The 22,004-nt window shown below is 44.0% G+C and carries 28 protein-coding genes, 1 tRNA gene and 3 pseudogenes; 14 read left to right on the top strand and 18 right to left on the bottom strand.

Annotation, left to right across the window (positions count from 1 at the left end):
* Nucleotides 1-697 (bottom strand): annotated as a pseudogene (locus JCM16161_RS03945) (hypothetical protein); the annotation flags it as partial.
* Between the two features lie 323 nt (nucleotides 698-1,020).
* On the opposite strand from JCM16161_RS03945, the gene JCM16161_RS03940 reads away from it, so the two are divergent.
* Both JCM16161_RS03940 and JCM16161_RS03935 read left to right on the top strand, forming a co-directional pair.
* A tRNA-Ser gene (locus JCM16161_RS03940) sits at nucleotides 1,021-1,122 on the top strand.
* 501 nt (nucleotides 1,123-1,623) lie between these two features.
* Complete coding sequence (locus tag JCM16161_RS03935; protein WP_243669139.1) at nucleotides 1,624-1,884, top strand: hypothetical protein; 261 nt, start codon at nucleotides 1,624-1,626, stop codon at nucleotides 1,882-1,884.
* A gap of 44 nt (nucleotides 1,885-1,928) precedes the next feature.
* Here JCM16161_RS03935 and JCM16161_RS03930 read toward each other — a convergent pair whose 3' ends face one another.
* From JCM16161_RS03930 to JCM16161_RS15050, 11 genes are all read right to left on the bottom strand, one after another.
* Nucleotides 1,929-2,366 carry a hypothetical protein gene (locus tag JCM16161_RS03930; protein ID WP_243669136.1) on the bottom strand — a complete coding sequence of 146 codons (438 nt, stop codon included), beginning with the start codon at nucleotides 2,364-2,366 and terminating at the stop codon, nucleotides 1,929-1,931.
* Between the two features lie 132 nt (nucleotides 2,367-2,498).
* Nucleotides 2,499-3,437, bottom strand: coding sequence for a DUF58 domain-containing protein (locus JCM16161_RS03925; RefSeq protein WP_243669134.1), 939 nt, complete (start codon nucleotides 3,435-3,437; stop codon nucleotides 2,499-2,501).
* Between the two features lie 20 nt (nucleotides 3,438-3,457).
* A complete protein-coding gene (locus tag JCM16161_RS15065) occupies nucleotides 3,458-3,667 on the bottom strand; it encodes a hypothetical protein (RefSeq protein ID WP_243669132.1) in 210 nt (69 codons plus the stop codon).
* A 131-nt stretch (nucleotides 3,668-3,798) separates the two neighbouring features.
* Complete coding sequence (locus JCM16161_RS15060; protein ID WP_243669129.1) at nucleotides 3,799-3,984, bottom strand: hypothetical protein; 186 nt, start codon at nucleotides 3,982-3,984, stop codon at nucleotides 3,799-3,801.
* Between the two features lie 8 nt (nucleotides 3,985-3,992).
* Nucleotides 3,993-4,751 (bottom strand): AAA family ATPase, encoded by a 759-nt coding sequence (locus JCM16161_RS03920; protein WP_243669127.1) that lies wholly within the window; start codon nucleotides 4,749-4,751, stop codon nucleotides 3,993-3,995.
* A 20-nt stretch (nucleotides 4,752-4,771) separates the two neighbouring features.
* Nucleotides 4,772-5,851, bottom strand: a complete 1,080-nt coding sequence (locus JCM16161_RS03915) for a hypothetical protein (RefSeq protein WP_054855048.1) — start codon at nucleotides 5,849-5,851, stop codon at nucleotides 4,772-4,774.
* A complete protein-coding gene (locus tag JCM16161_RS03910; protein WP_243669125.1) occupies nucleotides 5,835-6,395 on the bottom strand; it encodes a DUF4129 domain-containing protein in 561 nt (186 codons plus the stop codon). The genes JCM16161_RS03915 and JCM16161_RS03910 overlap by 17 nt, the downstream gene beginning before the upstream one ends.
* Complete coding sequence (locus tag JCM16161_RS03905; protein WP_243669123.1) at nucleotides 6,344-6,973, bottom strand: hypothetical protein; 630 nt, start codon at nucleotides 6,971-6,973, stop codon at nucleotides 6,344-6,346. The genes JCM16161_RS03910 and JCM16161_RS03905 overlap by 52 nt, the downstream gene beginning before the upstream one ends.
* Before the next feature lie 46 nt (nucleotides 6,974-7,019).
* The gene (locus JCM16161_RS03900; RefSeq protein ID WP_054855045.1) at nucleotides 7,020-7,679 is read right to left on the bottom strand and encodes a hypothetical protein; all 660 of its coding nucleotides are present in this window, start codon (nucleotides 7,677-7,679) and stop codon (nucleotides 7,020-7,022) included.
* A gap of 39 nt (nucleotides 7,680-7,718) precedes the next feature.
* The gene (locus tag JCM16161_RS15055) at nucleotides 7,719-7,955 is read right to left on the bottom strand and encodes a hypothetical protein (RefSeq protein WP_243669120.1); all 237 of its coding nucleotides are present in this window, start codon (nucleotides 7,953-7,955) and stop codon (nucleotides 7,719-7,721) included.
* Nucleotides 7,956-8,014: 59 nt separating this feature from the next.
* Complete coding sequence (locus tag JCM16161_RS15050; protein WP_243669118.1) at nucleotides 8,015-8,527, bottom strand: MBL fold metallo-hydrolase; 513 nt, start codon at nucleotides 8,525-8,527, stop codon at nucleotides 8,015-8,017.
* Between the two features lie 101 nt (nucleotides 8,528-8,628).
* Between JCM16161_RS15050 and JCM16161_RS03890 the strand changes: the two are divergent.
* From JCM16161_RS03890 to JCM16161_RS03885, 3 genes and pseudogenes are all read left to right on the top strand, one after another.
* Nucleotides 8,629-9,928: pseudogene (locus JCM16161_RS03890) on the top strand (AMP-binding protein); the annotation flags it as partial.
* A 27-nt stretch (nucleotides 9,929-9,955) separates the two neighbouring features.
* Nucleotides 9,956-10,312 carry a hypothetical protein gene (locus JCM16161_RS15045; protein ID WP_243669175.1) on the top strand — a complete coding sequence of 119 codons (357 nt, stop codon included), beginning with the start codon at nucleotides 9,956-9,958 and terminating at the stop codon, nucleotides 10,310-10,312.
* Between the two features lie 78 nt (nucleotides 10,313-10,390).
* Nucleotides 10,391-11,088, top strand: a pseudogene (locus tag JCM16161_RS03885) (exodeoxyribonuclease III).
* A 90-nt stretch (nucleotides 11,089-11,178) separates the two neighbouring features.
* Here the strand turns inward: JCM16161_RS03885 and JCM16161_RS15040 are convergent.
* The 3 genes from JCM16161_RS15040 to JCM16161_RS03880 are packed head-to-tail and all read right to left on the bottom strand — an operon-like array spanning nucleotide 11,179 to nucleotide 12,787.
* Entirely contained in the window at nucleotides 11,179-11,559 is a 381-nt protein-coding gene (locus JCM16161_RS15040) for a hypothetical protein (RefSeq protein WP_243669115.1), read from the bottom strand.
* Between the two features lie 29 nt (nucleotides 11,560-11,588).
* Nucleotides 11,589-11,795 carry a hypothetical protein gene (locus JCM16161_RS15035; RefSeq protein ID WP_243669113.1) on the bottom strand — a complete coding sequence of 69 codons (207 nt, stop codon included), beginning with the start codon at nucleotides 11,793-11,795 and terminating at the stop codon, nucleotides 11,589-11,591.
* Complete coding sequence (locus tag JCM16161_RS03880; protein WP_243669110.1) at nucleotides 11,792-12,787, bottom strand: YeeE/YedE family protein; 996 nt, start codon at nucleotides 12,785-12,787, stop codon at nucleotides 11,792-11,794. The genes JCM16161_RS15035 and JCM16161_RS03880 overlap by 4 nt, the downstream gene beginning before the upstream one ends.
* Before the next feature lie 129 nt (nucleotides 12,788-12,916).
* Between JCM16161_RS03880 and JCM16161_RS03875 the strand changes: the two genes are divergently transcribed.
* The 3 genes from JCM16161_RS03875 (at nucleotide 12,917) to JCM16161_RS03865 (ending at nucleotide 14,527) form a co-directional block, all read left to right on the top strand.
* A complete protein-coding gene (locus JCM16161_RS03875) occupies nucleotides 12,917-13,372 on the top strand; it encodes a 30S ribosomal protein S6e (RefSeq protein ID WP_054855044.1) in 456 nt (151 codons plus the stop codon).
* Between the two features lie 225 nt (nucleotides 13,373-13,597).
* The gene (locus JCM16161_RS03870) at nucleotides 13,598-13,801 is read left to right on the top strand and encodes a chromatin protein Cren7 (RefSeq protein ID WP_054855043.1); all 204 of its coding nucleotides are present in this window, start codon (nucleotides 13,598-13,600) and stop codon (nucleotides 13,799-13,801) included.
* 78 nt (nucleotides 13,802-13,879) lie between these two features.
* Entirely contained in the window at nucleotides 13,880-14,527 is a 648-nt protein-coding gene (locus JCM16161_RS03865) for a uracil-DNA glycosylase (protein WP_054855042.1), read from the top strand.
* A 1-nt stretch (nucleotide 14,528) separates the two neighbouring features.
* Here JCM16161_RS03865 and JCM16161_RS03860 read toward each other — a convergent pair whose 3' ends face one another.
* Entirely contained in the window at nucleotides 14,529-15,926 is a 1,398-nt protein-coding gene (locus tag JCM16161_RS03860) for a glycosyltransferase (protein WP_054855041.1), read from the bottom strand.
* A gap of 32 nt (nucleotides 15,927-15,958) precedes the next feature.
* Nucleotides 15,959-16,699, bottom strand: coding sequence for an adenine phosphoribosyltransferase (locus JCM16161_RS03855; RefSeq protein ID WP_054855040.1), 741 nt, complete (start codon nucleotides 16,697-16,699; stop codon nucleotides 15,959-15,961).
* A 143-nt stretch (nucleotides 16,700-16,842) separates the two neighbouring features.
* On the opposite strand from JCM16161_RS03855, the gene JCM16161_RS03850 reads away from it, so the two are divergent.
* Complete coding sequence (locus JCM16161_RS03850; protein WP_054855039.1) at nucleotides 16,843-17,511, top strand: hypothetical protein; 669 nt, start codon at nucleotides 16,843-16,845, stop codon at nucleotides 17,509-17,511.
* On the opposite strand, the gene JCM16161_RS03845 is transcribed toward JCM16161_RS03850, so the two are convergent.
* The gene (locus JCM16161_RS03845) at nucleotides 17,508-18,113 is read right to left on the bottom strand and encodes a YbhB/YbcL family Raf kinase inhibitor-like protein (protein ID WP_054855038.1); all 606 of its coding nucleotides are present in this window, start codon (nucleotides 18,111-18,113) and stop codon (nucleotides 17,508-17,510) included. The genes JCM16161_RS03850 and JCM16161_RS03845 overlap by 4 nt on opposite strands.
* 42 nt (nucleotides 18,114-18,155) lie before the next feature.
* Between JCM16161_RS03845 and JCM16161_RS15030 the strand changes: the two genes are divergently transcribed.
* The 5 genes from JCM16161_RS15030 to JCM16161_RS03825 are packed head-to-tail and all read left to right on the top strand — an operon-like array spanning nucleotide 18,156 to nucleotide 21,810.
* Nucleotides 18,156-18,449, top strand: a complete 294-nt coding sequence (locus tag JCM16161_RS15030; protein ID WP_243669108.1) for a hypothetical protein — start codon at nucleotides 18,156-18,158, stop codon at nucleotides 18,447-18,449.
* On the top strand, nucleotides 18,449-19,810 hold the full coding sequence (pheT, locus tag JCM16161_RS03840; protein ID WP_243669106.1) for a phenylalanine--tRNA ligase subunit beta: 1,362 nt from the start codon (nucleotides 18,449-18,451) through the stop codon (nucleotides 19,808-19,810). The genes JCM16161_RS15030 and pheT overlap by 1 nt, the downstream gene beginning before the upstream one ends.
* 58 nt (nucleotides 19,811-19,868) lie before the next feature.
* On the top strand, nucleotides 19,869-20,684 hold the full coding sequence (locus JCM16161_RS03835) for a D-aminoacyl-tRNA deacylase (protein WP_243669104.1): 816 nt from the start codon (nucleotides 19,869-19,871) through the stop codon (nucleotides 20,682-20,684).
* 15 nt (nucleotides 20,685-20,699) lie between these two features.
* Nucleotides 20,700-21,284 (top strand): DUF429 domain-containing protein, encoded by a 585-nt coding sequence (locus JCM16161_RS03830; protein WP_243669101.1) that lies wholly within the window; start codon nucleotides 20,700-20,702, stop codon nucleotides 21,282-21,284.
* Nucleotides 21,271-21,810, top strand: a complete 540-nt coding sequence (locus JCM16161_RS03825; RefSeq protein ID WP_054855035.1) for a hypothetical protein — start codon at nucleotides 21,271-21,273, stop codon at nucleotides 21,808-21,810. The genes JCM16161_RS03830 and JCM16161_RS03825 overlap by 14 nt, the downstream gene beginning before the upstream one ends.
* The last annotated feature ends 194 nt before the right edge of the window (nucleotides 21,811-22,004 follow it).

Here is a 22,004-nt window from a genome sequence, read left to right as displayed (position 1 = left end):
CCAGCAGCCAGGCAAAGACCTGCCAAAGCTGGCTAGTGCCCATCATCGGGTAGCCCTCCTCATCAATTGCGCCATCGGTTAGCAAAAGCCCACATTGCATAGCCCTCAGCTTATTGCCGCTGAAGAGCCTAGGCACGACGGTATCAACACCCTTGAGACCAGTGAGCGATATGTCTACCGTTATGCTCCCTGACTTGGCAACCCTTGCTATCTCAATCGCCAAGCCATCCGTGTATAGGTGCGCCATGAAGGACTTATCCTTATTGAGCGGTTCTCCCGTAATTATTACCCTCGCCCCACCACTCCCTAGTTTGCTGATTAACTCCTCGAGCTCCTGCCTGTAGACCTCGAGCCACTTCTCGCGTGCTCTTTCAGCCAATTTGAGCATCCTCTTGCCGACATCAAGCATTGCCTTCCTTAGCCTGGTGATGTTCTTATCGCCGTCGTCCACGGCGATTCTGCTCAACCAATCATTCAAGGCGTTGATTGCGTTGTCGAATGGTGTTGCTAAATCGCTCAACAGCACGCTCCTGTGCTTCTCGACTCGGCTAAGGAACTCGTTAATTAGCTTCATTACTTCCTCAGTGATTCTTGGGTCGTTGACCTCCTCACCACACCTTAGCCTCGCCGAGCCACTAGCCTTGACTCCCCAGCATATTCTTGGCTTAACTACCTCAAGAACCATGGAGACATCCATTGATTGATTCCCAACGAGATTAATAAGCCACTGCCGAGCCAGTACTAAACTGGTCTAGGCATGTGGTTGAAAGGGAGGATGAGTAGGCCTACGTCAATGACGTCAATGCAATCCAATCATCGTGAAGGAAGTCAGTGAACAAGAGACGACTCTAATTAAAACAATGAAGTACGTAGTCAAGCTGTTGAGGGGTTACTACGTAATCAACACTTGATTGCTACCTTCCATGGGCTTAAGAACTCTTCTTAGTTGGTGAACGTGCTTGAGCTGAAGCCGTAACCCATGAAGAAAAGCTTTAAATCGAAAAACGCAGTAAAACAACCGCCGGGGTGGCCGAGCACGGTTAAGGCGCGGGACTCGAGAGCAAGGCCAAGGCATCCCGTCCCCGCAAGGGGGCCCGGGTTCAAATCCCGGCCCCGGCACCACGTTCTTGTCTGGTTTTGTTATTCGGCTAGTGGGCTTTTGGGTGGGTAATTGAATGGTTGAGTCTTACATTGCTTGACTATGGTATTTCCTGCGACGTTGATGATCTGAAGGTTCATTTTAACATTGCGTAATCCATGATTTTACGTGTCCTTTAGTTCATGGATTCGGTATTCTGTAGCCGTGCCTCACAGTATTTGTGGTTATTTTATGCCCTGATTATTAATTAAGGGTATTGTGTTGAGACGCGGCTCACTCGAATAACCTTTTAAGAATGCTCTAAGTAAAAAGTCGGCAGCAAGGTTTAGGCTTAATGAGTATGGGTTTGTGTAGTATTTTCGTTACCTTAATAGTGGTTCTTAATTGGTACATTGAGCGCAACGTTTTCTAACACGCCTGTTATCCTCACTCTTTATGACTTAATTCTTCGGATTTCTTAACTTATATGTAACGATTAGCTTCATTAATGATTGATTTTTATACGGGTAGTTTGTTGGGTATTTGTGTCTTGTAGTGTTTACCTGGATAGGAGTTCCTTTTCGAGTGGTGAACCAATCTATATTACTCTCGTTAATTTAGGTAATGCTCCTCTACGTATTGGTTCCTGGCAGGTTGTTGATTTAAGTGGTAGGGTCATTTATTCAATTGAGCTCCTCAGATTGTCATCAGCCCAAATTCCTCCTTCGTTGTTGTTTGGTTTCAGGTTGATAATGATGGTAAGCCTGTCGGTAGGGGTAGGTATAGGGTTGTTTGGCGGCCTATAATTAATGGTAATACCCTCGAGTGCTCCAGCACGTTCTTTGATATTTTATGACGAGCCCCTAATTCTGGTTAGTAGGTACCTGGATATAACTATGTAAGTCACGGCGAAGATCACGAGGGCCGTGAACGGGTCTATGAGCGGTACCGTCGTTGCCACTATTGCGTAGTAAATAATTAGTGATGCCGATAAGGATATTGTTAGGAATATGAGCACCCACCTGACCAACTTATTTAATGCGTATTTGACCTCATCCTCATCATAACCCCTACTGCTGAATTCCCTCATGTACCTCACGTAATTACCGTACAATTGAGATGTTATTAATGAGTATTCAATTATGATTATTGACCCGTCAAATAGGGCCGGGCTTCTGAGTGGGATGAGCACTACATGGAGTATGTACGGTATATAACCCTGCGATGTTATGGATATTATTAACGCCGTTACCAACGCGGCCCAGGGCTCGGCTGATATATTATTCATTAAAAGCCCAATGAGCCTATTGAGATGATTACGGCAATGAGGACCAAGCTAACTAATGGATTGCTAAGCATTAGTATTATGAAGGGTGTTATGGGGAGTATCAATGATAATACTGCTAGGACCTGTCTCATTCTATAACCACCTGCCTAGGTATGTCGATATCCTGGCAATTAATGAGCCAACACCCTCACAAGCAGGGTCCCAGGTAATCACCTTGGCATTCCTCGGCAACACCCTATACAGTCTCACCCTATCCCTAATAACCCATTGATTGCAGGGTAATCCCTTTATTAAATTCCTCATTAGTATTGTGTCGGGCACAATATCAATTATTAAGGCCCTTGTTGGTAATCTATTAATTATGCCAATGATACTCTCAATACTCTCCCTATTCACATTTGTTACAATAATTAATGCCGGGTTAGTCTCCTGAATCAGCCTATACAGGGCTGGGTCCATGGTATAGCCCTTAATGGGTAGTGCCTTCACGACCATTAACTCCCTCAATAACTTATAGTACTGCGCAGTTCCCGAGCTTGGAATGACCCTTGGGCCCATTGGTATTGTCCAAAGACCAACATTATAGCCATACCTAAGCAAAACCCTACTTAGGGATAGCGTTAGGGATACCCCGTACTCAAGGGGGTTGTCCTCGACGGTCCCGTGCCTCATCCACCAACCAAGGTCTAGCAGTATTATCGTTGTCCTAAGCCCCTCCCTCTCATATTCATTAACCATGATCCTACGGTTAGGATCCCTGGCGGTTGCCTTCCAATTAATGAATTTATAGGGGTCGCCAGGTACGTAATTCCTCACAGACCGGAACTCCGTGGAATAAGGCCCAAGCCTAGACGGTGAGTACCTGGGTAGTCCCTGCCTTGGCTTAACTATGCCGAGAACCCTCCTAACAATCCTAATCCTCGGTATTACCTGAACATACCCTTCAAGTTTGATGAAGCCCTTAATTGGTTCGTGGATCCCCAGGATATTGTAATATACGTAGTCAATTCCACCTAGCGAATAATTGCCTCTTTTAACGGCCCTTAATACGTACGTAATCCTCCTATTCACATCGCCAAACCCCTTAAAGATTACATGGACGTTATTGCCTTAATCAGTTCGAAGCCCTCGGCCATGGAGGTACTGGGGATTGGTGGTGCCCTGATTATTAATAGGCCGAAGCCTCCGTGAACATCAACGTTTAATTCTATATTCAATTCCTCATCAACGTACAAAACGCTCTTATCGGTACCAAGGGTTATCGATATTGTGGGCTTATCGCTTAGGCTCAGGGCTATCACTAGCGTAATTAGGGGAAAGAGTATAGAGAGGATGTAAGTTTAGATGTTGTCAATACGGTAATCACGGCCATAACCATTGGAAGCAGTATTAAAAGTAGGAGTGTTTTCGAGATTTCTCTCATTAATAATCACTACCTGGGTATCGGTATCTTCTCAACATACTCCCTAACAATATCCTCACCACTTACTCCCTCCAGGGCGACCTCAGGCTTAAGCACTATCCTATGACCGAGAGTTTCAACAATAACACTCTTTATATCATCTGGTATTACGTAATCCCTACCATCAATGATAGCCATGGCCCTACCCATACTCATCAACGCTATCAATCCCCTGGGACTTGGCCCAGCGAGTACTCTAGGTCCTTCCTAATAACGTTAAAGCTCACTATGTATTTCATGACATCATCGCTAATCTTGACGTTGCTCTCCACGAAATCCCTGATCATTAATAATTCATCGCCATTTAGCACAGTCCTCACCCGGGGTGTTGGGTCGTTACTACGCCATGAAATCCTACGCCTTAATAGCTCAACCTCATCCTTCGGGTATCCTAGTCTTATTCTTATCATGAATCTGTCTAGTTGTGCCTCTGGTAGTGGGTATGTTCCTTCGAGTTCGATGGGGTTCTGAGTGGCGATTACAATGAATGGTTGTGGAAGCTTGATGGTTTCGCCCTCAATTGTTACTTGACCCTCCTGCATAGCCTCAAGCAAGGCAGACTGAACCTTAGGAGGAGCCCTATTAACCTCATCAGCAAGAACGAAATTTGCGAATATTGGACCAAGTACTAGCTCGAAGCTGTCCTTGTCAGGTCTCCAGACCTTAGTGCCGATAATGTCGCTAGGTAGTAGGTCTGGGGTGAATTGGATCCTACTGAACCTGAGTCCGAGAACTTTGGCGAGCATCTTTGACAGGATTGTCTTTCCGGTTCCTGGTACATCCTCGATGAGTACGTGACCGCCAACAATTATTGAAGCCAGTATTTTCATGAGGACCTCCTCATCACCAACAAAGTACCTAGTTATTTCATTAATTACAGCCCTGACCCTCTCCGTTACGTAATCAATGCCAACCTTACTCATTATTAGGCCTAGATTGAGTGTTAAGGGGAGTTAAATTTAGTATTTTTGGTGCTTAATAGCTCATTGAGCAGTTCATTAACGAGATCTATCCTTTCCTTAACCTCCATTTCAAGGACTCTCCTACTAACCCTCCTGCAGGTTGTTACGCTTGAGTAATTTATTAATTTATCAAGCCTATTAATGATTGTTTCGTAGTCTAAGCCGTCGTTTGTTAATTCATGGACCAGGTACGCAATTAATTTATCCTTCTTACCATTAGTTATGAATTCCTTAACCGCATCCTCAAAGAGTGAGTACTCGTGTGATGGGACAACCTCAATCTCACGCTTATGCCTTTCATATAACTCCTCCTCGATGCTCTCCACGATACCTAATCCACTGAGGTATAGTCTATAGCCTGCGTATATTATGGATATTGAGGCAATTATTATGAATGTAATCAATATGTATAGGTTCCATGACGATGGTTTTGGAATTGAAAATAACGAATACATCAAACCAATGCCAAATGCCGCAAGGGCTAATGGGCGTGAATTCCCAACAATCCCCTTAACGTTAATACCACGATTCTCAAGCACCGTCACTGGGGCAAGTATTAAGTAAATGATGGACACCGCAGCAAATGGGTAAAACAGCGGTAAGTAAACAGCGCCAAATAGGTAGGCAAGTCCAAGGAATATGAAGAAATACGATAAGTACTTAAACAACAATTCAATGGAGCCCGTCCAGGTTGTCTGTCTCGTTAAATACCTATTGATTATTGCACCAATTATGACCAGGGCCAGGAAGTTCATTAGGTAATTAACAATGAGTGAGTACCCCCTATAATTATTAATGAGTATGGAGGTTAATCCTCCAATCAATAGATATGCGAATAATGAAGGTGCCACTAACCTCCTAAGCACATCAGCAGCGGTATTGCTACGGTACTTAATGAAGTCACTTATTAGGGTCGTTGTTACCAGGGCTGTTGTTGGCATTATTAACGTGGTAACTAAGTAAGTGCCAGTGGGCCTCATTAGAAGCAGTAGTAATGTGAGCGATGCAATTATTACGTATGCAATTACGTACTTAATAATTGAACTATGACGCGCCCTCACAAACGATCACCCTGGCATTCCTAAAGACCATTCCCAAGGCCCTGAGGAATTCCTCATAATCACCCCTATCAACATCCCTAAGCCCATACCTGACTCTCTCAAACAACCTAATAATTATATTAATTGAGTCCCGATCATCATTAATAGCGCCATCATTAACCAATTGCCTCATTACCTCCCTGATGGTTGCCGAGTCCTTAACTACGAAGTCGCCTATATTTAACCTAACGAAATTAATAACATCGCTCCTATAATCACTGGCCCTAATAAATAGGCGCTCCTCCCTATCACCAAGCCTAGCGCTGATGCTATAACAACCCCTTGAAGGCATTATCAATGAGCCCTCCCTAAGGATGCCCGGCTTCGTCACCGTGACCTGGGCACCTTTCCTAATGACCACGGGTAATGGCTCATTGGGTCTCCAGATTAATGGCAAATCCCTAGGTATTCCCAAATCAATTAGGTCATTACCACCCCAACCACTAATGTTCTTCACGACCTCCCCCGGTAGTAATTCAATTTCCTTTGACGACCTAATAAACACACCATTACTGCTCCTCGATTCAACAGTGGTCCTAGGCTTATCCTCACGTTAACACCCACAGCACCACTTGATTGACCACCTCCGTGTACCGCCCTCCTTACTATTGTCAATGAACTAACGCCAATGATTATAGTAACAACGATTATAATAATGATGATTAATAATGGCGGTATCCTCAACGGGGCAACCGCATTACCCACGGGCTGTTGACTACTCCCCAAACCCTCCTGCGAGCCTGAAGCACCTAAAGATCCGCCGCCCAATATCTGCGGGGGTTTCGGCGTACTTATTGCTAGGTATTCTGTGATGTTTATTGGTATGTTGGGCATTATTATTGGTAGTGGTATGAGTGGTACGTATAATTCAGCGCCGACTGTTTCATTAACATGCCGTGGTATTGTTATGTTTATTGGCGGTAATGTGATAACTGGTTGCGGTAGATTAACGTGGATATTTAATGGACTGCTTCCCTGAGGTCCCCTTGCTTCATTCAGTTTTATTAATATGCCTATCGAGGATGTCAATAACCACGTTATTACTAATCCAATAATCAGTATTAAAATTGCGGATTTATTCACATAATCATTCACAAACCCGAATTTAAAATTCTTAGTGACCTCGTTTTTACTTACCTAACGCATCAAGTACCCTGCCCAGGTCAAATGTAAGCAGTGCGGTGCCAACATCAATGAGTATTCCACCAATTAATGGCGCCTCTATGCTTAAAACACCGATTATTGTAATAAGGGCACCAACCTTAATTCTCGTTATATTAAAGTCACTGCCCAACCTATATAGCGTTACCATACTTAGGATAGACCCGAGGATCCCTAGGATTAATGATATGAAGAGCGGTAGTGGTAGGTAAAGTGAAAACACTATGAAATACCTATTATACATTAGGATGAGAGGTTCAAGCATTATTGGCTTGGGGACTAGGACATTTCCCGCGAGTTCATTAGCCGTGAGATAACCCATGTAGGCTATGTTAATGAAGTATGAAATTGTGGTCACCGCAGAACCAATAAAACCCATGAAATACTTCCTACTGTAATGGGACAGGTCCCTAAAGCCAAGCAACCAAAATAGCACCACGAGTACGTATGGTATTACCGTGGATATCAAGAGGAAGTAGGAGACCACGACCGTGAATATGTACGCAGCCATAGGCGTGATTAATAGTGATAAAAGTAATAGTAATGTCAGAATAACGGCATCGGCAGATATTATGAGTAATGACCAGCGAATATACGTAATCCCACGCTCCAGAAGATCAATTGACATTCCTAGGTAATTTTAATCAAAGGCTAATTTAAAACATTATTAAAGCTCAATAACCGAGCCGACACCACCAAGTCTAAATGCGCCTGGCAAGGCATTGTACAATGCTGCAATGCCTAGGACACCTGTGCAGTGCGTACCCACGACAACACTAGGTGATTTATTGGCTAAGTAACTAATTACCTGTCTAATTCTGTCCTCGCTCAATCCCATGAAGTGAAGCCCACCGATAATCGCGTATAGCTTACTCAACCCGGTTACCTGGAATCCATACTCCACGATATTCTCAACACCTGAGTGCCCACAGCCTGTGATTGCGATTAAACCCTTCGGATGCTTTATGTATAGGCCATATCGTCAGGTATGTCGTCAGTAACCGCGCCTAGGTGACTGGGCCCCCACGTTCTTGGTATTTGTCCTGAAATAATAACGTCATTAAATAGCTTATACGGTTCCTTAATTAGGACTAGATTGACACCTCTATTCTTAAGGTCATTCTCCGTGAAATCCACACTTATATCCTCAAGGTTTCCCTTCTCATCCTTAGCGTACGCCTTTGTAAATAGATTAGTATGCGCTATCATTGTTATGGGCCTGGTTCGATTCTCTAAGAACTTCCTCACACCGCCTGTGTGATCAATGTGCCTATGACTGATCACCAAGTAATCAGGTTCATTGGGATCTATGCCCAGTGCCCTCATGTTATTTAGAAGGGCGGTCCCCGTAAGCCCCGTGTCATATAGTATCTTATAATCATGCACGTAGGCTGCGAATCCCCACTCACTCAGCAAACGCCTGCTTAATGAGGATAGTTGCGTCGCGTAGTTATCCACTAATATTGTTATTTTCATAATTTTGCATTAGATTACTTAAATTTTAAGTTTTAATGTATATATTTCTATATATGAATTATATCCAGAAGTCTTATAAATTATGAACGAGAATCACTGACATGCCACCTGAGGAGATTAAGTCCTTTTTCTATGACTATCAATTGACAATAGACAAGATACTTGACTATGCAGTTACTGCCTTTCCTAATAATGAGGTTGTTTATTGGCCCCCTGGCGGTTCCAGGACATCCGTAACCTTCGCGCAATTTGCCGATAGGGTCCGAAGGATCGCAGCCGCCTTAATGGACCTGGACCTAAAGCCTGGCAAGGCCTGGGAGTTAGGTAGTAAGGTTGCGGTGCTTGAGTGGAATACTCTTAGGTACCTAGACCTGTACTACGCAGTCCCAAGCATTGGCGCTGCTCTATTCACAGTCAATGCAATGCTCGCCCCTAAGGAGATCATATACACAATGGGTGTTGCTAAGCCCGAGGTATTTGTCGTGAACATTGATTATTTCGAGCCACTGCTGAAGCCAATTCTTGATAATGTCAAGAGTATAAAGGCCGTTATTTATATGAGTGATAAGAATAAGCAGCCTAGTCAGGACTACGGCATTAAGATGATACCGTACGACGAATTACTCAAGCATGACCCAATTAAGGAGTTTCCGGAAATCGACGAAAGAACACCAGCCACACTAATGTTCACATCTGGAACAACGGGATTGCCCAAGGGAGGCTATCACACCCATAGGGGGTTAGTGTTGCATACGTTATCCACGGCGCTCGCCGTGAGGAATCCACCCATAAACGCCTCGCAGGATGATGTCACGATGTTTCTAGTACCCATGTACCATGTTCATGCTTGGGGCTTTCCATGGTCGACAATGCTTAGTGGTCATAGGAAGATTGTATATCCAGGCCGCTTTGATTGGGGTCATATACTAAGGCTAATTCATGAGGAAGGCGTGACATTCTCAGCGGGTGTACCAACGATACTATACAACATACTTAACCACCCGGACTCGCCTAAGTATGATCTTAGCAAGTTGAAGTTTATAGTCGGCGGTGCGGCATTACCTGAGGCTTGTTAAAGGCCGCCCAGGCCAGGGGTATGACTGTAATAAGCGGCTATGGCTTGACGGAGACCGCGCCAGTGCTTACCATAGCCTACCTAAGGCTGATCATAGGGATTTACCGCCTGAGAGGAAGAACGAGATTTACCTAAGGACTGGGATTGTGATACCCCTTGTTCAGTTGCGCGTTGTTGATGAGCAGGATAGGGATGTTCCAAGGGATGGTAAGACCATTGGCGAGATCGCGGTTAGGGCCCCATGGCTCTTCAGGGAGTACATTGGTGATCCTGAGAAGACGAGGAATGCTTGGCGCAACGGCTGGTTCCACACGGGAGACGCCGCTGTCTGGTTCCCTGACAATTACGTTAAGATCGCTGATAGGCTTAAGGACGTAATCAAAAGCGGTGGTGAGTGGATACCGAGTCTCAGGCTTGAGGACTTAATAAGCACGCACCCTGGCGTTAATTTAGTAGCCGTTGTCGGCGTACCCCATGAGAAGTGGGGTGAGAGACCCGTAGCCATTATAGTGCCCAAGCCTGGCTATGAGGGTAGGTTGACGGAGGACGAGATAAAGAGTTATCTGATGCAGTTCGTTGAAAGGGGTGAGATACCGAAGTGGTGGATACCAGACAAGGTAATATTCGTGAAGGAACTGCCATTAACGAGTACTGGTAAGATAGATAAGAAGGTGCTTAGGGATCAGTATAAGGATGTACTTAGTAAGTAAGTGCTTAAATTCAATCATTGAATTAACTTAAACAAAATGAGGATCATTTCCTGGAACGTCAATGGTTTAAGGAGTATAATGAGGAAGGGCTCGCTTGATAAGCTCCTGGGCATGGGTGATTACGACATTGTCTTACTTCAGGAAATTAGGAGCTCGGGTGATGTGCCGTTGACGATAATGGGCTTGGGCTATGAGGCATACCCGTTTCCAGCCGAGAGGAGGGGTTATGCCGGTGTTATGACACTAACGAAGATGCACCCAACCTCGGTCATTAAGGGTCTTGGCATTAAGGAGTTTGATTCCGAGGGTAGGGTGATTACGACCGAGTTCAATGACTTCTACGTTGTTAATGCCTACTTCCCGAGGCCGGTGACGACCTTAGTAGGCTGGGCTTCAAAATGTCCTTCTGCGCCGCCATTGAGAGGTTTTTGATTGATCTAAGGAGTAAGAAGCCTGTGATTGTATGCGGGGACTTCAACATAGCTAGGGACAGGGTTGATTCCTCATTTTGGGATGAGAAGCACCCCGGCTTAACCCCTGAGGAGAGGGCTTGGCTTAATCAATTCCTTAAGAAGGGCTTCATCGACACCTTCAGGGAGTTACACCCAAGCGCGAAGGTGTTTACATGGCGTAGCTACAGGGAGAGGTGGAGGGCAATGAGGATTGACTATTGCATAATCAGTGAGGAGTTAAGGAATAATGTCGTTAAAGCCGAGATTTTAAGCAATATAGAGGGTTCCGACCACGTACCAGTCATGATTGAGATACACACCTGAGAGTGAAGCTACCACGTACTAATAACTTATATACAAGGCATTTATTCTCATACCCACTACAGCAGGCTTCGCATTTAATATTATCATTATTTATTTTTCGCAGTTAATAACGTATTCATTAACGCCATACCTATCGATATAACGTACACCAAGACCATAGGCCAACGCAATCAGCAAATAATCAATGGGTCTTAGATTACTAACCTTAGTTACTGAACCATCAACATCAACGTAATAGTCGGAACCCCTCTTATAAAATCTCACAATCATTAATAAAACTAGAGATTTTGAGGATTTTAAGGGAAATTTCACATTATCTGTGTAATTACCTTGAGGTCCAGGCTTTAAGCCGTACATTATGTATGCCGTGATTATTGCACCGACTATTACAGCCATGAAGAACACGAAACTGCTAACAGCCATCTGCAGGTTCCCGCTTAGTATGTGGCCTGAGGCGCATCCATTAGCCATCCTTGCGCCGAATAGGACTAGGTAAGCGCCTATGAAGGAGGCAAGGGCCCTAAGCCTGGTGTATTGCCGAACCTATTCCTCCATATGTGCGGTGTCCATGGCTTGAACCCCATGAACCTCTTCGTTATGAACAAAGATGATATTAAGCCGCCAAGGAATGTACCTAGGTCTGAGAGTGGTTCCCAACCAATCTCGCTGAATGGCTTATCGACTGGAACTCCATTAACAATCTTCAACCCACCAAACAACTGGAAATAGGGTAGGCTAGCAGCCAGCGTGGGTCCATGAAATACAGTATCTGTGACCAGATCCAGGCATACGTTGTTGATTCACCAAATATTTGCCTGAGCACAATCACCGCCACAGCCACTAATGTGAAGTCGAAGGCCAGTGCAAATATTATCCTTGATGAGCGAGGCTGCTGAACAGAAACTGCCTCAATTACGTAGTCAGGTATTTTTGGATAGTCCTCCTTAAACTCACTAATTTCATCCTCAAGCGGCAGTACTTCCTTAGTCTTACCAGTTAGGTGAAGTACGCATGCCTTGCCGCCCTGCCTCCTTGGTATGAATAACCACATACTAATCATTAATAAACCGAATACTATAGCCACGATTAACTCATCAACCTTTGTTGTTAGGCCAAATAACGTGGGCCACGTTATTGGACCAAAGTTAAGGGTATCCCAGAAGAAGTACCTTGCCTGCCCGAAGATTAATGACCAGGTCAATGCGCCCAATAAGCCTCCAATCACGGCATACACCGCATCCCTCCTACCCTGACCAAGTGCAATCCATATGGTCCCCGGGAAGTAGCCAGCAATGGCCACACCAATACCAAATAATAAACCTCCAATGACCACACCGGGCACAAAGAACGCCTTAATACCCCAATGCAGCACAGGAACAAACAGGTTAAGCGCGTAGAGAAGTATTGCACCAAGACCTATAACTAGCCCAAAACACACCATTAATAGTCTATCTTTCAGAGTAATTGCCCTAATTATGACATCGGGGTTCGAGAAGTCCCAAATTTCTAAAGGAATTGATAGTAATATCCCTGCAAAGACTCCAACCCATAACGGCGCAAGTGTTATATGATATACCAATTGCATGACGACGCCACCCATAAGCATTGCCAAGGCACCCACTAAAAGTATTGATGCAACTATCCACATTGGTCTAAGATTTGCAGTACCAACCTGTATTTTCAGGGACTTGCTGCCCATGTTGGTCATAAAACCAAATTTTTGGTTATATTTAAATACTTTTATTTCAGAATCTTGACATTCCATACCGATAATTCGTCATTCATAATGATAGAAGTGTTTTAATAGCCCCTATTTACGTTCAAGTCGATGCCAACGTTTAAGTTAGTACTTAGTGATCCAATGAGTGGGAGGGCTAAGCAGTTTGAGGTTAAGGATCCAATTGCCCAGAGGTTTGTGGGTTTAAGGATTGGGGATGAGATTGATGGTGGGGTGATTAAGGAGGTCTTTGAATTACCGCCTGGTTTTAAGATCAGGATCACGGGTGGTAGTGGCGTTGATGGTGCCCCAATGTTACCAAACATTGAGGGTGCCGTTAAGAAGTACCTATTAATGACTGAGGGTATTGGCTATCACCCTGAGAAGCGTGGTATGAGGAAGAGAAAGCTGGTTAGGGGTAATACAATAAGTGATCAGATAGTTCAGGTGAACGCAGTCCTTGTCTACCCGAAGGATTGGAAGGAGGGTCCAATAATTCCACTTGGTGACAAGGAAGTCCAAAAACTTAGTGGTGGAGCTGAGCAGAAGGCTGAGGAAAAGCAGTAAGTTTTTCACTATTTCAATTTCCCCTTTCAATATTGATCTTAGTCATTAAGGAAAATAGAATAATGCTCAAGACCTTATCATTATTAATAACTTTATAAGATAAAAATATACCTTTTTGCATTTGTAATATTTCTTGTTTTTGTTTTTCATTTCTTTCTCATTTTATTCTCACGGCTTTTTCTAAAGCGATATATTTATAAATCTGCATTATAGAAAAGACAATGTATGGTAAAGTTAGAGGATCTGGCGAAGAAGGAGTATGAAATAGAGTATGAGGGGAGTAAGTACAAGCTTAAGCCTACGAAGGTTTGGAAGGTTCAGCCTAAGGGTAGGAAGGGCTTCGTAATGGCCTTGTTCAGGTTACCCACTGGCAAGGTTGTTAGGAAGGTTGTGGCTAAGGTTGATGAGCAGGGCAACATAATAACCTAAGCGTGAATGTTTATATCGATACTTAAGTAAAAAAAATAATTAACAATTTTTTTCTTTTCCTACCATAAAGGGGTTGGCATGGACATTATTAAAATGAAGATAAATGTTGCGAATTATGACGAGTTAGTTAACCTAATGCTGAACTGCACCAAGTGTAAGTTACACTTGTCACGGAGGAGGGTTGTTCCGGGGGAGGGTCCTTTAAATGCTAAGATAATGATTATTGGTGAGGCGCCTGGTGAGAAGGAGGATGAGGAGGGTAGGCCGTTTGTAGGTGCCGCTGGTCAGTTATTGACTAAGTTATTGAATAGCGTGGGCATTAGGAGGGAGGAGGTTTACATAACGAACGTTGTTAAGTGTAGGCCACCCAATAATAGGGATCCCGAGCCTGACGAGATTGAGGCATGCAGACCCTATTTGGTTACCCAAATATTAATGATCAGGCCCCAAATAATCGTGTGCTTAGGTAGGCATAGCGCTAGGGAAATCCTCACAATGGCCGGCTACCCGGAGAAGTCCGTATCGAACATAAGCAGTATTAGGGGTAAAGTGTTCAGTGCAAAGCTTGGCGACCTTAATGTCAAGGTTCTACCAACGTATCACCCAGCCGCCGCGTTGTATAATCCGAGGCTTAGGAGCATCATCGAGGAGGATTTAAGAAAGGTAAAGGCGCTACTCGATAAGAGCGGGGGAGGTGGAGGAATACTTGATTACCTGGGGTCTTAAGTCACAACGTACCGTTAAGTATCCTCCATAGTCCTCTCACGTATCCTGCCAAGTATGGTAAGGTGATAAGAATGTTTGTTAGTTCGAGGTGTACTATGGAGAGTATAAACGCGGTTATTATGAGCGTAGTCATTAGGTACTCCGGAAATAGGTTAATGCCTTCCCTTGCCCACTTACGGGAGCCCTTTGGTGTTGGTATCCACTTAATCCTACCAACATTAAGTAAGCCCATTAGGTTCGCAGCCGCTATCCTGGGCAAGGCCATTATGAAGGCCAGGTTCGCGCTATTAATTGCGAAGATGTCCCTACGGGGATCGCCACCAAATTCTCTATCAAGCATTAGCAGTGAGTATAGGTACATTAATAATGATGGCACGACTATCACTAGTAATGTAATAAATGCCCAAGGTGGTATGCCTATTCCGGCGATGTTCATGGCCGCGAGCATGAGTATTGATATTAATTGAAGAACATAGGCGGAGTACTGCCCTAGGTAAAGTAGCACTGCGGTACCGTGCTTCCTGCGCATGACCTGCCAAAGATACTTCCTAATAACCCTACCAACGCCAAAGCTCCACCTCAATTGCTGCCTAAGGAATCCGACATAGTTAACGGGAACCTCCACATTAGTAAGTGCATTATCAACGTATGCAACCCTTAAGTCATTGATGAAGAACCTTACCCCAAGCTCCACATCCTCAAGGACATCCTCAGGCCAATAACCAACCCTCTTCAACGCTCCAATGCTCACTAAGGAGCCACTACCAAGTATTGGCACCCAACCAATTAATTCGTTAAGGGCCCTTAAAACCCTGAAGAAGAATAGGTAACCAATCCACTGCCCACGCGCTAGTAATGAATCATCCTTATTACTTACTACCCAATGAGGAACCACGGCACCGGCTGAACCAGCATGCCTAATTAACTCATTAATCGCCTCCTGACTTATTACTGAGTCAATGTCAAGCACCAGCATGTAATCACCGGGGCCCGCCTCAATCCTCTTGATTACGTGATTCAACGCCCCACCCTTATAACCACTCGGTTTCTCCCTATGAATTATCCTAAAACCATACCTATTGCCCATTGCTCTTACGATATTTAAGGTATTATCATCATAATTATCAAGGATATAAATAACATTAAGGCCTGATTGCAGGGAGGCTAATCTCTTCATTGAGGCTTCCACCAGGTCTAGGGGCTCGGATTTGACGGGAATTACGAGGAATACCCTCCCCTTAATTTCTGAGTTCGTGCTTTTTATCTTACTTCTATCATGCACGTTTCTGCCCATGCTAATAATTATTAATTGGTATATTATTGGGTAGAATGAGACTATCGTTAATATGAGGTATATTATGATTATTAATTCGTAATTGATTACCATTGTGTTGACCATGATCGTAATAACTTATTAATTTATTCTTAATTTCAATTTCTTAAGTCACTTAAGTCCAGGATTATGTCAATACGCACATTCCTATCCCTTAGTTTGTCGACCCAGGATTTACTCATCGAGATTAATATCGAAACACCCACCAGCTTAGCCCCCGCACTATTTACTAGCTCAATCAATGCATTTAATGTTCTACCTGTTCTCACGATATCATCAACGATCAAAACCTCGTCACCTCTCTCAAGCAAATGCCTTGGTAGGTATAGGGATGCCCTACGTGGTGGTGAATCAACTATGTAACTAACCTCGTAGAAATCCTCAGAGGCAACGTCCTTGTACTGCTTAGCGATGGCTAACCTAGCATTTAATGCGTATGATGCCATTACCGATAGGGGTATTCCATCTGTGGCTGCTGTTAATACCTTATTAATTGGTAGGTCAGAGAATAGGTCCTTAATCCTCCTTTGGTATAATTTAAGGATGTATGGGTTGAACAAAACATTGTTTAGGTCAATAAACCCATCCTTAATCACCACATTCCTCCTCAAAACCTCGGTTAGGTCAAGCATGGGTCTCAGTCTCTCCTTAATGATGCTGACCGTGTCTAATGACGGTAATAAATCTCCATTAGCATACCTACAAAGTAGGCTCTCTGGTATGTTCAGTATTTGTGATAATTCCCTATATGACAGGTTATAAATGGACTTAGCAGAATTTATCAACTCGACGGCCTCCAATTGCTCATCAACCTTAGCAAGCCTCCTACCTGCACGCATTTAATTTATTCCTTTAAACAATTGTTTAAAAAGTTAATTGGTGGAAAATGCCCGTAAATCATATAGACACGGTAAAACTAAATATATCACTAATGAATATGTGGTGAAAGGTTTTTATTAGAAATTAGTTATTTATTTAGTGTATGAGTAGCGAAGAGAGAAGGGAGGAGGCCGGTGAGGAGGAGATTGAAAGAGGAGGAGCAACAGCAGAACTTGTTAAGGGTAATATTCTAAAGATTAGGTGGGTTACGGGTAAAACCTCGGCAGCAAGACTATTTGGTAAGTACGGTAGGGAGGGAAGACCTGACTTCTTCAGACTTCTCTTCGGAGCCATTGGTGGTAGTCTCAGGTCTCAGTTTCCCGAGGATAAGGCCAATGAGCTATTCAACAACATTAGGAATTCCCAGGGCTTTAAGGACTCGCTAGATGAAGTATTTGAGTCAATGAAGAGGTGGTTCTTCGATGAGATAGTGCCTAAGTACAAGCTGGAGCGTGGCGATGTATTTGTGATATCAACAACGCTCGAGCTAAACATCAATACTGGCGAGCTTAAGTGGGATAAGGAGTCCACGCAGGTCATTTACTGGGTTAGGAGTGATAGGGTTGCCGAGAAGTGTAGGGAGCTTGGTATTACGGCAGGGGCTGGTGCCGAGGATGTTGATAAGTTAAGGAGGGAGAGGGATGAGCTGGCGAATAAGGTTAAGGAACTCGAGGATAGGGTCAATGAACTAACGAATGAGGTTAATAGGCTTAGGTCTGAGAATGAGGAGCTGAAGAAGAAGCTAGAAAGTATTAAGCAATTGGTTGGTTAACCTCCGTAATACCCAATTAAAACTCCATAACTAACAACATCACCCACACTAATAGACCTTATTAAATAAACATCGCTTTCATTTAATGGCGGTAATTCCCTGTCCAGGGCAAGAACTATTATTACATACTCATGCGGAGGGCCAGGCGGTGGGCATGGCCCGCCATAACCAATCTTACCAAAATCGTTAATTCCCTGATAACCAATACCCGGCACGTAGTACTGCGCGGGGATCCCCTGTGGTAGCTCCGTTATATTGGGTGGAATGTCATAAAGGACCCAGTGTATGAAGACGCCGCCAGGTGCGTTTAAGTCTTCCATTATTACCATGAGGGATTTGGCATTGCCTGGTACGTTGCTTATGTACAGTGGTATTGAGTAATCTAGGCCATTGCATGTGTAATTAATGGGTATTTGAGAACCATTGGTAAATACTGAACTTACGGTCATACGAGGCACACTCATTGGGACTTTAACGAGACCTATTACTACGTACGACGCCTTATGCCCAGTCAGTATTGTAAAGGTTATTAGCATTATTACGGCTATGGCTAGGACTAAGGCTGCGATCACGTAACCCAGCTTCATACCCCTATAAGCCATGCTTAAAAATACTTAATAGGTTTTGTTGTTTCGTAGTGGTGCATGCCTGTAATTACGTTTAAACGAAGCGACCTGGAGGGTCTATTGGGTAAGTACTTTGGTAGTGAGGAGGAGCTTGCCACGGCTTTGAATAGGCTTAAGGGCGAGGTTGAGAGTATTTCCGGCGATGACGTAACATTTGAGGTTACCCATGATAGGCCTGACCTGTTTTCCGTGGAGGGTATTGCTAGGTCACTTAAGGGCTTGTTTAGGATTGAGGTTGGGCTTCCTAAATTGAGTATTGTCAATAATGGCCTTAGCTTATTGCCGAGGATGTTCCTAATAGGCCATATATAATGATGGGTATTGTACGTGACCTGAGGCTCGATGATGAGGCTATTAGGCAAATGATTCAGCTTCAGGAGAAACTACATGCAACCTACGGTAGGGATAGGAGGAAGATGGCCATTGGGTTTTACGACGCTGATAAGATTAAGCCACCACTCACGTATAGGCTTGAGAGACTTGATGCCATTAGGTATAGGCCGCTAGATAGTGATAGGGAGATGAGTGGTTCTGAGGTTATTGAGAATACAGAGAAGGGCAGGTTATACGGTAAGTACGCAGTTTATGATGGTAAGGCGCCAATATTAATTGATTCCGAGAATAGGGTGCTCGTGATAATACCAGTACTTGGTAGTGAGGATTTTAAGGTTACGGAAAAGACGAAGAATGTGCTAATAGACGTGACGGCCACAGACCTAAGACTTGCTAGGTCAATACTCGCCGTTTTAGTTTACAATCTGCTTGAGAGGAGCTCCTCAAAGACTGTCGAAGTGATCAATATAAATGCGCCATGGGGTAACACAACATCTCCGGAGCTCAATCCTCTTGAGTTTCGATTACCCATTAGCTTTGTGAATGATTATCTAGGCCTTAACCTGAGTAAGGATGACATCGTTAACTACCTATTAATGTCTAGGCATGACGTTACTGACTCTGGCGAGGAATTACTCGTGAAGGTCGCCCCATATAGGTTCAACGTGCTTCATCCCGTCGACCTCGTTGAGGACATCGCGGTTGCCTACGGCTATGAAAACGTACCAAGGGAGTTACCGCCACAGCCTGTTAGGGGTGCTAGGGACGGATTAAGCGCCTTCGCTGATTTAGTTAGGGATTTAATGGTTGGTCTTGGTTTTCAGGAGGTTCTGAATTACATGATGAGTAATAGGGACGTCATGGTAAGGAGGACTATGGATCAGAGGGAGCTTGTTGAGGTTGAGAACCCAAAGTCTGAGCTTTACACAGTTATTAGGGACCACATATGGCCCCAATTAATGGAGGTTGCGGCCAGGAATAAGGCTTTGATTGAGGGCGTCCTTAAGATATTTGAGGTTGGCTTTGTCGTGTCGCCAAATCAGGAGAGTGAGGTTGGGGTTAAGGAGGACTTAGTACTTAGTTACTTAATTAGTGGTCCCGAAATAACGCTCACTGACGGTCTTTCCGTACTGAGGTCATTATTGATAAGCCTCGGCATTAACTACTCACTCAAGCCCTGTGAGTACGTATCGGGATTGCCCGAAAGGACCGCCTGCGTACACGTTGGTAATAGGGATGTTGGCTTTGTGATGGAGGTGAGGCCTGACGTAATAACGGCATTCGATCTTGAGTATCCCGTTGTTGTAAGTGAGATTAGGCTTAATGAGTTAATGAGCTAGGAATATTAAAAAGGGGGAGGGCCGCATTACTAATCACTGAATTAACATGTATGGTATAGTGTTTAGTAAGGTGGATGTGGTATCAAGGGGGGTCTTTGAATTATTCAATAGGGATGGTAATCTTAGGTATAGAATGAACTTAGGCGATTATGAGGTCTATGACTTAAAGGGGAATCTCGCATTTTACGCATTGAATAAGGATATTGTTTACTTGGATGACCTTGAGGAAGTAATTTCAAGAGTGCAGGAAAGACCTCAGGAGTTAATCTTCGTTAGTCGCCATGAAATGAGGAATCCAAGGCCCATGTTTACGTCCCACGTTACAGGTAATTGGGGCGCTGCCGAGTTGGGTGGAAGGCCGAACACGATATCGCTGGCAAATCCGCACACTATTACGGCATTTTATAGGGAATTGTGTAGGATTAGGCCTGACTATGGTCTTGAGAACTTCGAGTGCCATGTTGAGGCAACGCATCACGGCCCCACGATAGAGTCAATACCTGTGACCTTCGTAGAGCAGGGGAGTAGTGAGAGGGAATGGTTGATAAGTAGGGGTTGGGAGTTGCTTCATTACGTTGTTGATGAATTCCTTGAGGGCAAATTAATTAGTAACTATGAGCCCGCAATATCAATAGGTGACCTACATTACTTGACGATGGATAATAGGTTAATCAATGGTGAGGCGGATGTTGGTCACGCAATACCGAAATATATAACGCCAATAACTAGGGAAATGATTGTTAAGGCCGTGAATATGATGACCCATAGGCCGGTTAAGGCTTACGTTAGTTGGAAGGCAATTGATAGTGAGGCCAGGAAGCTCGTTACTGAGGTTCTTAATGAACTTAATGTAAAGGTAATTAAGAGGACTTAAATGACACCGCCAGTAGTGAGGGGTATATACGTAGGGATTGATCTTGCACTACCTAATAGGAAGAGGACGGGCCTTGGATTAATAAACGCTAATGAACGCACCTACGTGGTGAGTACTCTATCCACAAAGGAGGAGATAATAGACGTGATACTGCGGCAGTCTCCATCATTAATATGCATAGATGCACCGCTCGGACTCCCTAAACGTGGCATTAATAGGTTAGTTGAGATTAAGGCTAGGAAGCTTGGTCTTAAGTTAATCCCACCGTTACTAGGTCCTATGAGGCAGCTAACAATGTATGGTATGCAGATAGCGAATGAGTTGAGGCAGCACGGCTTTAGCGTTCTCGAGGTACACCCAACATCAACACTCAAAATACTTGGGATGGATAGGCAGGACTTCGTTAAGTTCATAACATCGAGGTTAAGGGGACCCTTAATAGGTAATGAGCATGAGGTTGATGCATTGGTGTCGGCATTTACCTGCCTATTGCATGATAATGGGTGTACGGAGGAATTGACGGGGCTTGAGGACGAGGGTTCACTAATAATTCCGCGTAGTGATTGCATAACCAGGGTAGTTAGTCATGAGTTCATTTAGGGAGTTAATTAATAAGTATAAGGACGTAGTAATTAGTGTTTATAGGTTGGGGATTGACTGCTGTGGCGATGACTGTATTATTAGGGTGACGGATTGGAGTTATGTTAGGGGGCTTAAGTGCCGTGTGCATGGGTTAATGATAGACCCTGAGCAGGTCAATGAGTTGCTAAGGCGTCCATCACTGATAAAATTATTACTACAGCGGGGGGTCAATAGGCTTATTGCGTACCCGTGCATTACTCAGGACAGGGTAATGTTATTGAGTAGACTTGGCTTTACTGTCATGAATTACTTCACGGGCGATGACTGTTCATTAACCCAGAGCGTTGTGGTTCATCTTGATGCTTACAAAATAATCGACTTAGCAGGTAGGGGTGTAACTATTTATGTTCATTTATACCGCCCATACATTAGGGGTGTGGGAAAGTCTACATACGATATTAACTCAATATTTGATACAGCCCTTGAGTACCTAAGGAGGTCAGGGATTAAGATTCACTTGATTCTTGATGAGCTTTACCACTAATTCTTATGTAAAGCTCCTTTATTAATTCAGCCCATTTCAAATGAATGTGGTTGTCCCCATACTCAATGTAATTCCTATAGATGTGCTTTTTCGTCATCCTCGTGTATATTTTGCAATGCGGGCATCCAAGGATTACGTATGTTGAATTCTCAATTAACTGAAGGTTGAAGCCGCATATGGGGCATTTCAGGCTC

It is taken from the genome of Vulcanisaeta sp. JCM 16161 (assembly GCF_001316285.1).
This window is presented reverse-complemented; position numbering and strand designations above follow the sequence as displayed.